Origin of the sequence: Bacillus sp. LNXM65 (assembly GCF_002998575.1) — a bacterium.
In the GTDB taxonomy this organism is placed as follows: Bacteria; Bacillota; Bacilli; order Bacillales; family Bacillaceae; genus Bacillus.
The window spans coordinates 192667-207339 of sequence record NZ_PVRB01000006.1 but is presented as its reverse complement, the minus strand read 5'-3'; the positions used below and the strand labels follow the sequence as shown (position 1 = coordinate 207339).

Sequence of the window (14673 nt, the reverse complement as noted above, 5' to 3'; positions counted from 1 at the left end):
GTATGTCTGATCAAGAGCAATGGACCGAATCTGGACTTGAAATTGCAGTCGTAGGATTAGCAGGTACGTTTCCCGGAGCACCGAATGTGCAAACGTTTTGGGAAAATGTATCGCAAGGGAAAGAATCCGTTACGTTTTTCACTGATGAAGAATTAAAGGCAGCGGGTGTAGATGAGACGCTGCTAAAGCGTTCTGATTATGTGAAGGCAAAACCATTTTTACAAAATGCATCATCATTTGATGCAGACTTTTTTGGCTACTCTCCGCGAGAGGCATCCATTATGGACCCGCAAATTCGATTGATGCATGAATGCACATGGCATGCGCTAGAGGACGCAGGCTATGAGCCTGAGCAATACGAAGGATTAATTGGTCTTTATGCCGGGGCATCTAGCAATCTATCGTGGATGGGGCAGCATATGTCGTCACTTGAAAAGAACGAAGATGTATTTCAAATCATGCATCTCAATGACCCGTCCTTTGCTTCTCGGATTGCTTATAAATTAAATCTAAAAGGTCCAAGCGTATCGGTACAAACGGCTTGCTCCACGTCGCTTGTTGCTATTCATATGGCCTGTCAAGGATTAATCGGAGGTGAATGCGACCTTGCGTTAGCAGGAGGTGTCACACTCCATCAGCCGCAAATCACAGGCTATCAATACCAAGAAGGAATGATTTACTCTCCTGATGGCCATTGCCGTCCGTTTGATGAAAAAGCAAAAGGAACCATTTTTGGTGAGGGTGCAGGCGTGGTTGCGTTAAAACGATTGAAAGATGCGATAGAAGACGGAGATTTTATTTATGCCGTCGTAAAAGGATCTGCAACGAACAATGATGGAAGCAATAAAGTCGGCTATACAGCCCCAAGTGTGAGTGGACAGGCAAGTGTCATTGAATCTGCGTTAGAAATGGCTGAGACAGAACCAGAGACGATTTCTTATATCGAAGCACATGGAACGGGTACGCCTGTTGGAGATCCGATTGAGATTGAGGCGCTTACTCGTGCTTTTCAAACAGATCAACAAGGCTATTGCCGGATTGGATCAGTTAAAGCCAATATTGGGCATTTAGATGCCGCAAGCGGCGTGGCTGGTTTTATCAAAACAGTCATGATGCTGCATCATCGTCAATTTGCCCCGATGCCGCATTTTGACAAGCCGAATCACCGTATTCCGTTTGATCAAACGCCATTTTATGTTGGGACAGACAAAGAGGAGTGGAAGACGTCTCATTTGCCAAGGAGAGCTGGAGTCAGTGCCTTTGGTATAGGGGGAGCAAATGCTCATGTCATCTTAGAAGAGGCGAAGCCGAGAAAAGCAAACGGCACGGCCTCGTCCAAAGAATTAATTGTGCTTTCAGCTAGATCAACGCATGATATGAAGAACATGACAAAAAACTTGAAGGAATATGTCTCCTCACATCATGAACTCTCACTTGGCCAAGCAGCTTACACCTTACAAAGTGGAAGAAAAGCCTTCAAATATCGAAAAACGTTTGTCTGTTCGTCGCGGGATGAATTATTAGAGCAACTGCAAGTGCAAGATACAGCAGGTAGAGAAAGTCTTCTTTATAAACGGATCAGCATGAGGCTGACGGGGTATCATGAGTCAGGTTTACGTGATTACATCAAGCTGTATGAGAAAGATCATTCTTTCAAAACAGAAGTGGATCGATTAATGAGCCTCGTCCAATCTGCGGTACCTATCAAAAAAGACGAGCTGTTCCATTCCAAACAAAGCAGACAATCAGAAGTGGCTATGCTGATCATGACATCGGCTTTTGCCAACGAGCTAAGGTCACTCGGAATTGAACCAGATGGTTGGATTGGAGAAGGCAGCGGAGTCTGGACAGCTTTATATGCAGCAGGCGGGCTTGAGCTAAAAGATGCGGCATCTATTGTGTACCATCTTCATGACATCGAGACGGTTAATCAAAGGCTGGCTTCCCTGTCTCAGAGGACACTCCAACAGCCTGTTTACTTGCAGCAAACCGGGGAGGAACTAACCACTTTCCATCCATCGTCTGCAAAGCGTTTTCTTGATATGGATCAGCCTGTAAAACCGCCTTTGATTGAGCAAGAATCAACAGCCTTGATCATTGATCTTTCAATAAAACAAAGCATTGTGGTTGAAAAGGGAGCAGAAAAATCAACCGAATCACTTGATGGAGACATTCTTCAAATCGCCGGTGTTCTTTGGGAAATGGGGGTCGGCTTATCCTTTCCTTTAACAGAGGAGAAGAACAGGCAGCGCATTCCGCTACCTGGGTATCCATTTCATAAAACCGATTTTTCTGCACAAACAAATACGATGGCAGCCATTGAGCCACAAAAGCCGCAGGATGTAAAGCGTGTTTTTACTTCGCTCGCTTCTTTACAAAAAGATATTCACGACATTGTTCAAACTCATTTTGGGTTTGATCAAATGGATGATGAATCGCCATTTTTTGAATTTGGTGCGACATCACTTGATATATCTCAGCTTGCAGCGAAAATATCTGAGCGAATGGATCAACAAATTGACACTGTTCAATTGTATCGGTTTGCTACAGTGGCAAGCCTTGCTGAATATTTGTTTGAAGAACAGATGGAACGTGATCAAACATCTGCTTCTCTCCCAATAAAGAACACGTCCCAGGAGCATACGGATATTGCGATTGTCGGAATGGCAGGAAGATTCCCAGGGGCTTCGTCGCTAGAAGACTTTTGGCAGCGTCTTGTGAATGGCGAGGAAATGATTCACTTTTTCACAGAAGAAGAACTCAAGAAAGCAGGGCTGGATGCGTCTGTTTATCAGCATCCGAATTTCATTGGAGCAAAAGGCCGTTTACAAGAGATCGAAGGCTTTGATGCAGACTTCTTCAACTATTCTGCTAGAGAGGCAGAGCTCATGGATCCGCAGTTCAGGCTCTTGCATGAATGTGCTTGGGAAGCGCTGGAGGATGCTGGCTGTGACCCTGATCGAATGGCAGGGAAAATTGGCGTTTATACAGGAACGAGTCCAAATCATGAGTGGCTGACGCGCTTTGCACATCAAATGGAAGCAACCGAGCAATTCAGCGCAATGCTGTTAAATGATCGTGAATTTTTTAGTACGCAGCTTTCTTATAAATTGAATTTACACGGGCCTAGCGTGACCATGCAGACAGCTTGTTCGACCTCACTTGTCAACATTGGCATGGCCTGTCAAGCATTATTGAATCAAGAATGTGATGCAGCACTGGCTGGCGGTGTGACGGTCAGTTCTCCAGAAAATATCGGCTACATCTATCAAGATGGGATGATTCAATCAAAAGATGGACATTGCCGTCCGTTTGACCAAGAGGCGAGCGGAACCATTTTCGGAGATGGAGCAGGGATTGTTCTGCTAAAACGTTATGAAGATGCGATGAGAGACGGCAACCCGATTCATGCGGTCATCAAAGGGGTTGGTGTGAACAATGATGGCAGCCGAAAAGCTGGTTTTACCGCTCCGAGTGTGGAAGGACAGGCAGAGGTTTTAAAAGAAACGTATGAAAAATCAGGTATCGATCCCGCATCCATTGGTTATGTAGAAGCACATGGTACGGGGACAAAAATGGGAGATCCAATTGAGGTATCTGCCCTTAGTCAAGTGTTCAAAGGGACAGATCCGCTGACGATTCCGATCGGTTCTGTGAAAAGTAATGTCGGCCACTTAAATAGTGCGGCAGGGATTGCAGGTCTGTTTAAAGCCATTTTGGCCCTCCAGCATAAAACGATCCCGCCAACCATTCATTATGAATCACCCAATCAGGAGATCCCTTTCAAAGATACACCGTTTTATGTGAATCAAAAGGCGTTGTATTGGAAGGAAGCAGATGGCCCGAGAAGAGCGGGGGTTAGCTCTTTCGGTATCGGTGGAACGAACGCCCATATGATCATAGAAGAGGGCATACAGGCGAAGCAAAAACCAGCTTCTAACCAAAAGCAGCTGCTCGTCTTATCAGCAAAAACGGATACTGCTTTAGCGAAAATGACAGAGCAATTAAAGCAGTATGTGATCCAGCACCCTCAAGTTCCGCTTGAAGATATTGCTTATACATTGCGGTATGGCAGAAAGCAATTTCCATACCGAAAAGCCATCGTGCTCGCGTCTGCTGATGAATGGATGCAGCAGAACCAGCTTGAAACGAGTGTGTTCCGAAGCAAAAAATGGCGTAAAGCGACCTTTATGTTTTCAGGTCAAGGCGCTCAGTATGCTGGTATGATGCGCGGATTATACGATGCAGAGCCAGTGTTCAAATGGGAAGTAGATAGATGCTTTAAATATGTAATGGAAACGGAGCAAGTTGATTTAAAGGGCTTTGTTTTTTCCAAGAATGAAACGAACGAAGACATCACAAAAACGTCAAATGCTCAGCCGCTTCTCTTTATATTTGAGTATGCATTAGCCAAATTGCTTCAGCATAGCGGTGTTGAGCCAGAATCAATGATTGGACACAGTATCGGCGAATACGTTGCCGCTTGCTTGTCAGGGGTCTTTTCTCTGGAGTCTGCATTAACACTCGTGATGGCAAGAGGAAGATTGATGCAAGACATGGAAAAAGGCGCCATGCTTAGTGTGCAATTACCCGAGGTAGAGCTGACTTCGATGATTGATGAATCGCTTTCTGTTGCTGCTGTCAATGCAAAAGACCTTTGTGTCGTTTCTGGAAGAGAAGAGCATATCACTGCATTTGAAAAGAAACTGCAAGACAAAGGAATTGTCACAAGACAGCTCCATACTTCTCATGCCTTTCATTCCTATATGATGGAGCCGATGCTTGAGGCGTTTCAACAATTCGTAGAGAAAGTAGAATTGCATGAGCCGACGATTCCGTTTATATCGAATGTGACAGGCACTTGGGCGACAAGTGAAGAGGTGATGACAGCATCTTATTGGACGAACCACCTGCGTGGAACCGTTCGTTTTCATGAAGGTCTATCTCAGCTGTTAACCGATGAAGTACGAGCGCTCATTGAAGTTGGACCTGGAAACAGCTTGACGGCATTAGCGAAACGTCATGAAAACAAAGAGTCTCATCATGATGTTCTGAATATGGTGAGGCATGCAAGAGAACAAGCGGATGACCATGCATATTTCTTAAAAAGAATAGGAGAGCTATGGGCAGGCGGCTACGAGGTCAAAGCGCAGCAACAACCAACTCAAGAGGAACGTCAGCTCGTATCGCTGCCGACCTATCCATTCGAACGGAAACGATATTGGATTGAAGCAGGAAAGCCGGCTTCTCCGCAGCTATCCGCTCCTAAGGAAACGAAGAAGAAAGAGATGGAAGAATGGTTCTACCTGCCTTCATGGGAGCAGCAGCCGCTAAAACCTGTTTTCGAAAAAGAAACAGAAGAACAAACGTGGCTCATTTTCAGGGAACAGGATGCTTTTCATGAACTGTTTACCCATTCATTTAAGCAACAAGGTATCAAGGTCATTTCTGTCACAAAGGGTGAAGCTTATCAAGAGCAAGATCAGTCGTTTACGATCAATCCGGCAGAAGGCCAGCACTACCGTAACATGCTAGATTCATTGTCTAATAGAGGTGTCAATATCCATCGGATTCTGCATTTATGGGAAGCTGCGAAAGAAAATGACAACTCGAATCGTCAATCCGCTTTTCAGGCGCACATTGAAAAAGGCTATTACAGCTTAATTTTCTTATCTCAAGCGATTGCTGCCCAAAAAAATATTCGAGAATGCCGTCTGTTTACGATCACTAGCGGAATTCAGCCAGTCACAGGCAATGAGACGATATGTGCAGAGAAAAGTGCAATGCTTGGACCGTGTAAAGTGATTTCACAGGAATACCATCATATCAAATGCTGGAATATCGATGTGGAAGATGTGCCAGAAGTCATGTCTTGGAAGGAACAAGTACTTGTCGATCTTATTGTGCAGGAAATCATGCAGCCTGGAAAGGACCAGCTTGTGGCGTATCGCAATCGTCAACGCTGGGTGCAGAGCTACAAACGTTTGCCGCTGCAAAAAGAAGATGGACTTCCGAAGATGATCAGGCCAAATGGTGTGTATCTGATCACAGGAGGTTTAGGCGGCATCGGATTTGTTCTATCAAAGATGCTGGCGAAGGAAGGAAATGTACATCTTTATTTAACTGGAAGAACGGCATTGCCGCCGAGAGATGAATGGGCGTCATACGTTCACCAAGTAAATGCCGATGAAGCGCAGCGTACGAGAATTGAGAAGGTGCTTGAGCTCGAACGATTAGGTGCAACAGTAGAAGCGGTGCAGGCGAATGCAGGAGATCTGGATCAGATGAAACGTGTATTTGATGCCATTCGCAAAAAGCATGGCGGCGTTCATGGTGTATTCCATGCGGCAGGATTACCAGGAAGTACATCCTTCCGTGCAATCAAAGATATCCCTTCTACACTGGCGCAGGGAGAGGATCAATTCCAATCAAAGGTGAAAGGGCTCGATGTGCTAGAGCAGCTGCTGGAACAAGAACAAGCAGATTTTTGTCTTCTCTTTTCTTCCATTAGTGCATTGCTTGGGGGCTTAGGATTCTCCGCTTACTCAGCGGCTAACTTATATATGGATGCATTTGCAGCTAGACTTAATCAACATAGTCAAACCCCGTGGATGTGTGTGAACTGGGATGCGTGGAATTTCTGGGGTGAGCTAGAATCCACAATTGGTGAATCGATAAATGAGCTTGCGATATTACCAGAAGAGGGTGCTGAGCTGTTCCAGTATGTTCTGTCTAACCGGCAGAATCGACACATGCTCGTGTCCACGGGAAATCTTGAAGAACGAATGGATCAATGGCTGTCACTAGAGCCGAAGGCAGCAGCGAATGAGGATTCATATGAGGTGTCTAAGCACGAAAGACCAGAGCTCGGCAATCCATATGTGGCTCCTCGAAATGAAACTGAAAAAGCGATCTGTCAAGTTTGGCAGGATTTTATGGGCATGGAACAAGTGGGCATTCACGACAATTTCTTTGATCTCGGCGCAAGCTCGCTGGATATTGTTCAAGTCACCAATCGGTTAAATCAAGCACTTCAAACAAATGAAGCGGTTGTGACCTTGTTTACGTACCCATCTGTTGCTGAGCTTGCGAAATATATCCAGCCTTCTGAGGACTCGCAGGAAGAAGCGATGGAAGAAGAACTAGCCGTCGTCACTTCAGGTGATCGAAGAGCTCGTTTTAAACAGCAACGGAATAAAAGATTGAGAGGCGGAATCGAGAATGAATGATACAACGAATCACTATCATGGCGCAGAAATTGCTGTTATCGGTCTTGCAGGTCGTTTTCCAGGGGCCAAAAATGTAGAAGAGTACTGGGAGAATCTGAAAAAGGGAAAAGAAACCATCTCTTTTTTTACAGAGGAAGAATTACGGCGTGAAGGTACAGATGAAGCCTTATTGAAAAACCCCCGTTTTGTTAAAGCAAAAGGGATGCTAGATGATGTTGATTTATTTGATGCGGATTTCTTTGACTATACACCAAAGGAAGCGGCTATGATGGATCCGCAGTTCAGACTGTTTCATGAATGTGTGTGGACGGCGCTTGAAGACGCTGGGTACGATCCGTTTGAATATAAAGGGCAAATTGGTCTTTATACAGGTGCAGGAATCAATACAGAATGGGTCATGAGAGCACTTCAAGGGGCGGCTCAAGGTGAGGATTCGAAAACACTGGAAGCTGCCGTTCTGAATATGCGTGATTATTTAGCGACGATGATTTCATATAAATTAAATCTGAAGGGACCGAGTATGGTGGTGCAAACCGCCTGCTCGACCTCAATGGTGTCGATTCATTTAGCCGTTCAGGCTTTATTAAGCGGCGACTGTCATATGGCTGTTGCAGGCGGCGTGTCCATTCGCCTGCCGCAAAAATCGGGCTATCTTTATCAAGAAGGCATGATCCATTCATCTGACGGACATTGCCGCGTCTTTGATAACAAGGCCGATGGAACCGTTTTTGGTGATGGTGCAGGAGCCGTTATTTTAAAAAATTTAGAGGATGCCATTGAAGACGGCGATCACATTTATGCTGTCATTAAAGGATCATCTATTAATAATGACGGAAATAGAAAAGTAGGATATACAGCGCCGAGTACGAAAGGTCAAGTATCAGCGATTAAAACAGCACTTCGAATGGCTGAGGTGGAACCTGAAACCATTTCGTACATTGAAGCACATGGAACCGGAACAACCCTCGGAGATCCGATCGAAATTGAAGCGCTCAAGCAAGCGTTTGATACAGATAAAAAAGGCTTTTGCCGCATTGGTTCTGTCAAATCAAATGTTGGTCATTTGAATGATGCGTCAGGTGTCGCCGGCTTTATTAAAACCGTTTTAAGCTTAAAGCATCAAGTGATTCCGCCGACGATTCATTTTGAAACGCCGAATGAAAAAATTGAATTTGCCAATTCGCCTTTCGTTGTAAACACAGACTTGACGCCATGGAGCAAGCATGAATCTCCTCGCCGTGCAGGTGTAAGCTCATTTGGGATTGGTGGAACAAATGCTCATGTCATTTTAGAAGAAGCACCTGCTACACGTGTCGCCGCAGATAGCCCTGAGGATAGTGAACTCCTTTTATTATCTGCCAAAACACCAGCAGCTCTTGAGAAAATGACCGATCGCCTTGCGGACTATTTACTTCAGCATCAGCAGCATGTTCGTCTAAGTGACGTTGCCTATACGCTGCAAACAGGGCGCCATCATTTCCCGCATAAACGTGTCATTCTTGGAAGTAACACGGCTGACATGTTACAGGCGCTGAATCAAAGGTCAAAAGAGGTGGTCAAGACGGCAAGCTCCCAAACATCGAGCCGGCCAGTCGTCTTTCTTTTCCCAGGTCAAGGATCTCAGTATGTAGACATGGGGCGTCAGCTTTATGACAAATATCCAGTCTTTAAGGAAGCGCTGGATCAATGCTTGAATCAATTCAAACAGCATATCTCAGTTGACCCATTCAGCATTTTATTCTCAACAGAAGCAAGTGATGATCCTCAGCTGATCAACCAAACAGAATATACGCAGCCGCTTCTGTTTAGTGTGGAATACGCTTTGGCTAAATTGCTGATTCATTTTGGCGTCAAACCGCAGGCACTGATCGGCCACAGTATTGGAGAATACACAGCTGCTGCCGTATCTGGTTTACTATCTGTTGAAGATGCCGTAGATCTTGTGTCTTATCGCGGACAGCTCATTAGCAAGCTTTCAAAAGGCTCTATGCTGAGCGTTCCTTTGAGTGAACAGAACGTGCTGCCATATTTAACAGATGATCTTTCACTTGCAGCAGTAAATGGTCCTGAGTTATGTGTAGTGTCAGGGGAGACCGCAGCCATTGATGCACTTGCTGAGAAGCTGGAGGCTGCTGGACATGGGTGTAGAAAGCTTCACACCTCTCATGCCTTCCATTCTAAAATGATGGATGACATCCTGCCTTCATTCAAAGAAAAGGTAGCTGAGTATCAATTGAATGCACCGTCTATCCCGTATATTTCTAACGTCACAGGTACGTGGATTGACCATGAAGCAGTGCAAGACCCGGCATATTGGGCTGATCACTTGCGGCAAGCGGTCCGTTTCCGTGATGGAGCGGAGACATTATTAACGGAGCTTGATCCTATTTTCGTTGAAGTCGGGCCGGGGAATACGTTAAGTGCCTTTATTCGCCAAGCCTCAAAGGAACACCATCAGCAGCCGATTCCATTGATGCGTCACCCGAAAGAAGAGGCAGCAGACGACCGCTACCTGCTGGGCAGGCTTGGTGACATCTGGCTTCAAGGGGTGCCGGTTGACTGGACAAAATGGCGAAATCAGACATCAAATCAAAAAGTATCCTTGCCGACCTATCCTTTTGAACGACAAAGATATTGGATTGAAAAGGTAGATACATCCGCATTATCTTCATCCTCAGGTGTGCAAATGGTGGTGCCGAAGGAAAACAAGGCACAGGGAATAGAAAAAAACAATCAAGTCCATTCCGCCGCAGCGAATGATATTGAGGCAACGTTACAGCGGATGTGGAAAGACATTTTAGGAATTGAAAAGGTGGAAAGAGACGACCACTTCTTTGAGCTTGGCGGACATTCGTTAAATGCGACCGGTCTGATTTCTCAAATTCACAAAGAGTTTGGTGTAGAACTTACGCTCACAGACATGTTCAACAATCCGACGATTGAAAAGCTCCAAGCATTCATCGAAAAGGCAGAGAAGCATCAATATTTCAAGATTGAACCAGTGGAAAAGAAAGACACGTATCCATTATCTGCTGCTCAAAGACGGACATTCCTCATTCATCAGCGTATTGGTCAAGTGACCTCATATAACATGCCGATGGCACTAAGATGTAAAGGTGAAATTGACGTCGAGCGCTTTGAGCAGACCTTCAAGCAATTAATTGATCGTCATGAAACATTGCGAACGACCTTTGAATTAAAAGATGGAGAACCGGTTCAGCGGGTCCATGATGATTTCCACTTTGCTGTTGAAATGACAGAGGCTGATGAAGAAGGATTAGAAGCACAAATCGATGAATTCATTCGTCCATTTGACTTAAAGGCTGCACCATTGATCCGTGTGCGTTTTGTGAAAATCGCAGCACATGATCATCTCTTATTAGTCGATATGCATAATATTGTGGCGGATGGAGCGAGCATGAACATCTTTATTAAAGAATTTACTGAGCTCTATCGAGGGGAAACCTTGCCGGAACTGACCGTTCAATATAAAGATTATGCAGAATGGCAAGACAAATATTTCCGTAGCGAGATGTTTCAAAAGCAGCAGGATTATTGGAAGCAGCAAATTGGCTCAAATGTGCCAACTTTGACAATGCCATATGATTTTGAACGGAAGGAACAATCCTTCTTAGGAAGAGCGATTAAATTTAATATTGAACCGCACATCGTTGAGAAAATTGAACAGCTCGCTGAACGGTATCAACTGACAAATAACGTCATCTTGTTCCAACTCTATGGGCTGCTGCTCTCACGTTATGCGGATCAGGAGGAATTGATTGTCGGTTCACTTGTGGCTGGACGACGTCATGCAGATATCGAGCATACAATTGGCATGTTTACGAACTTCCTGCCAATTAAACTAGACATGGTACAAGAAGCAACCTTTACAGAGCAATTGGCGCAGACAAAGCAAGTACTGCTGGATGCGTATGACCATCAAGAGTACCCATTTGACCAAATGGTTGAGCATCTGAATCCAAAAACAAGACCGCATCGCAATCCATTCTTTGATACGATGCTCATCTATCATAATGAGTACGATCCGAATATTAAAATTGAAGCCGATGGACTGACATTTGAAACACATGAGTTTGCAAAGGGGATTTCCAAACTTGATATGAAAATGGATGTTGTCAGAGAGGTAACGGGGGAGTTAAAGTGCGTCCTTCAATACAATCTGGCTCTGTTTAAACATGAGACGATGCAAGCTTTCGTCAACCACTTCCAGCACTTGGTCGAACAGGCTGTTCAAACACCTGATCAACTGCTCAAGGATTTCGCTGTTCTTTCACAGGAAGAAGAACAAGCAGCAAAAGAGAAAAGGGAGCGCGCAGAGGAAAAAGCACCGCTCGTACTGACAGTCAGCTCGACATTTACAGCCGATCCAGTCGCACCTTATATTCAGTACTGGACCAAGCAGTTTGATGTGCAGCTTGATGTTCAATTTGCACCGTATGGGCAGGTATATCAGGAATTACTAAATGAGCGCAGCCTTATTTCACAGAAGAAAAACGGTGCGAATCTTCTGCTCATTCGTTTAGAGGATATCACTGGTCCAGCTCATCTTTCACTGGAAGAAAAGAAAAAACTGGCTTCAGAGCATGCTGAAGAACTTGCTAACGTTCTGAAATCAAAAACGAAACATAACCTATATTTTGTTGGGATTCTGCCGATAAGTGCTGCTCTTAAAGACACCCTGCAAGACGTGGAACAAGAGTGGATTGCTCAGTTATCTGAGATAGGCGGTGTTCAGTTGATCGATTGTCGTCAGCTTGCTCAGCAATATCAGATGGATGACATCTTTGATGAAAAAGGAGAGCAAGCCGCACACCTCCCATTCACTGAAGTCTTTTGTGGAGCTATCGGTACAAAAGTCGCACGCGAGATCATTGCATGGCAAGGTGCACCATTTAAGGTAGCGGCCATTGACTGTGATCATACGCTTTGGAGAGGTGTCGTTTCAGAAGACGGTGTGGAAGGCATCGACATTACGCCAGAACATCAAATGCTTCAGCGCTTTTTAAAACAAAAGCAGCAAGAGGGGCTCCTGCTTGTCTTGAGCAGCAGGAACAATGAAGAAGATGTGTGGCGCGTGTTTGAAAACCACCCAGATATGATCTTGCAAAAAGACGATATCGTCGACTGGCGGATCAATTGGGAAAGTAAACCGGCACATCTAAAAGAGATGGCAGATTCTCTGAACCTTTCATTATCTCAGTTTATTTTCTTAGACGATGATCCAGCTCAGTGCTTGCGTATGAATGAAGAGCTGCCTGAAGTGATGACACTGCTGTTGCCTGCCAATGAAAAAGCGATTCCATTATTCGTCCAGCATGCTTGGGCATTTGACCGCTATGATGTCACAGATGAAGATAGAGGGCGAACAACGAGCTACAAGGCTGAAAAAGCTCGTCAAAAAAAGAAGGCAGAATCGCCGTCAATGGAGCAATTTTTACAAGATTTGAATTTGAACATGAGTGTAACAGAGTGGGGAGAAGAGCACCTTGCCCGCGTGGCGCAAATGAGCAGCCGTATTAACCAATTCCGCTTAAATGAGCAGCGCTTTGATGAACAGCAGCTGAGAGAGCGGATGGAAAATGAGCATGTCCAGGGCTGGGTCATTGAGGCAGCGGATCGCTTCAGTCATGAAGGGATTGTAGGGGCTATCTTGGCTCATCATGCAGACGGCACCTTGAAAATTGATGCATGGATGCTAAGCTGCCGTGCTCTAGGGAAAGGGATTGAGCAAAAATGTCTGACATGGCTTGCTGAATACAGCCGTCTGCACCAGCTTTCTTCCATTGAATTTACGTTTGCATCGACTGGACGTAATGAGCTGTTCAAGTCATTTATGAAAGAGCACCAGATGCAGGAGGTTGAGGAGCAGCAAACATATCGTATACAAGTGGAAGAAATTGATTCACTGAGCAATCACATTCAGATCGTCGACCACCTGTCACCTCGTCAGCTCTCGACTGAAGAAATAGAGGATCAAAGGGTGGAGGCAGCAAGTCATTCAGCTTCTAAAGGTTATACATGGGAAACGGTTCAACCAGATCAAACGCTGCACAGCGGTTATGTAAAAGCCCTTAAGGTACATGATCAAGAAGGTCTTCGTGCATTATTAAAGACGGAACTGACACAGGATCATGGACTTTACGCACAGCCAACCAATGAACGCGAGGCATTGCTTTTTGATATTTGGTGTGACATTCTTCATGTGGAAAAAGTAGGAATTGACAACGACTTTTTCGATTTAGGAGGAAATTCTTTACTTGCTGTCAAAATGGAAGTAGAGATTGAAAAGAAGGGTTGGTATGTTGATGATTTGAATTTTGCTGAAAAACACACCATTCGAGAATTAGCAAAATATATGAAGAGGGAGAATCAGCATGCATAAAGATGTAAAAGCCATATATGAAGAATCAAAAATTTTAGATGAGGCCACTCATTTATACGGGGTCCAGCGAAGTGACATCCACTTTATCGCAGATGCAGAAAACTATGTGTATGAACTTAAAAAAGACGGAGAGTCTTTCATTTTAAAAATTACCCATACCATCCGCAGATCACCTGATTATATTTTAGGTGAAATGGAATGGCTCCATCACTTAGCGAAGGGCGGACTTTCGGTTGCGAAACCAATTGCTTCATTAAATGGCCGTGATATCGAGCAAGTAGACGATGGGCAAGGCGGTTCATTTTTGCTTCGAGTCTATGAAAAAGCATCAGGCCATAAAGTGGAAGAGGCAGACTGGAACGATGAATTATTTTATGCCCTTGGACAGTACACAGGGCGCATGCATAAACTGACAAAAAGCTATCAGCTGTCAGACCCACGTTATAAAAGACAAGAGTGGGATGAAGAGGAGCAGCTTAAACTGCGTAAGTATGTCCCAGCCGATCAGACTCTTGTGTTTGAACAAGCGGATCGGTTGATGGAAAAGCTGGCAAAGCTTCCGAAAAATCAGGATACGTACGGATTGGTTCATGCGGATCTTCATCACGGAAACTTCCACTGGGATCAAGGGAAAATTACGACCTTTGATTTCGATGATATCGGGTACAACTGGTTTATAAATGACATCAGCATTTTGCTATACAATGTCTTGTGGTACCCAGTCATTCCATACGAAGACAAAGCTGCTTTTGCAGGAAACTTTATGAAGCAATTCCTTAAAGGCTATCGTGAAGAGAATGAACTTGGGGATGAATGGCTTGCCTACATTCCTGACTTCCTTCGCTTACGACACATGCTGATCTATGGCTTGCTGCATCAAGCATTTGATTTGGCCACCATTGGAGAAGAAGAGAAGGCCATGCTCGCTGGCTTCCGCTCCGACATTGAGCAAGCAGCACCGATTACGACGTTTGACTTTACAAAACTAAGTCAATCTTAAAATGAAAATCCCCGCCTATATGATGAGGCGGGGGTTATTTT

Annotated in this window: 3 protein-coding genes; all 3 read left to right on the top strand. The window is 44.8% G+C overall.

Going from position 1 to position 14673, the window contains the following annotated elements; translation table 11 throughout:
- Positions 1-2: 2 nt before the first annotated feature.
- Genes C6Y03_RS13520 through C6Y03_RS13510 form a run of 3 tightly spaced genes read left to right on the top strand, consistent with a single transcriptional unit; the run spans position 3 to position 14632 of the window.
- Positions 3-7229, top strand: a complete 7227-nt coding sequence (locus C6Y03_RS13520) for a type I polyketide synthase (RefSeq protein WP_223260759.1) — start codon at positions 3-5, stop codon at positions 7227-7229.
- Positions 7222-13632: a type I polyketide synthase gene (locus tag C6Y03_RS13515; protein WP_106039473.1), complete on the top strand. Its 6411-nt coding sequence runs from the start codon at positions 7222-7224 to the stop codon at positions 13630-13632. The genes C6Y03_RS13520 and C6Y03_RS13515 overlap by 8 nt, the downstream gene beginning before the upstream one ends.
- A complete protein-coding gene (locus tag C6Y03_RS13510) occupies positions 13625-14632 on the top strand; it encodes a phosphotransferase enzyme family protein (RefSeq protein ID WP_060595710.1) in 1008 nt (335 codons plus the stop codon). The genes C6Y03_RS13515 and C6Y03_RS13510 overlap by 8 nt, the downstream gene beginning before the upstream one ends.
- Positions 14633-14673 lie beyond the last annotated feature (41 nt).

Bases quoted from the DNA above. Each gene is read 5' to 3' on its own strand.
- C6Y03_RS13510 (WP_060595710.1), top strand. From the start codon at position 13,625: ATGCATAAAGATGTAAAAGCCATATATGAAGAATCAAAAATTTTAGAT.
- C6Y03_RS13520 (WP_223260759.1), top strand. From the start codon at position 3: ATGTCTGATCAAGAGCAATGGACCGAATCTGGACTTGAAATTGCAGTC.
- C6Y03_RS13515 (WP_106039473.1), top strand. From the start codon at position 7,222: ATGAATGATACAACGAATCACTATCATGGCGCAGAAATTGCTGTTATC.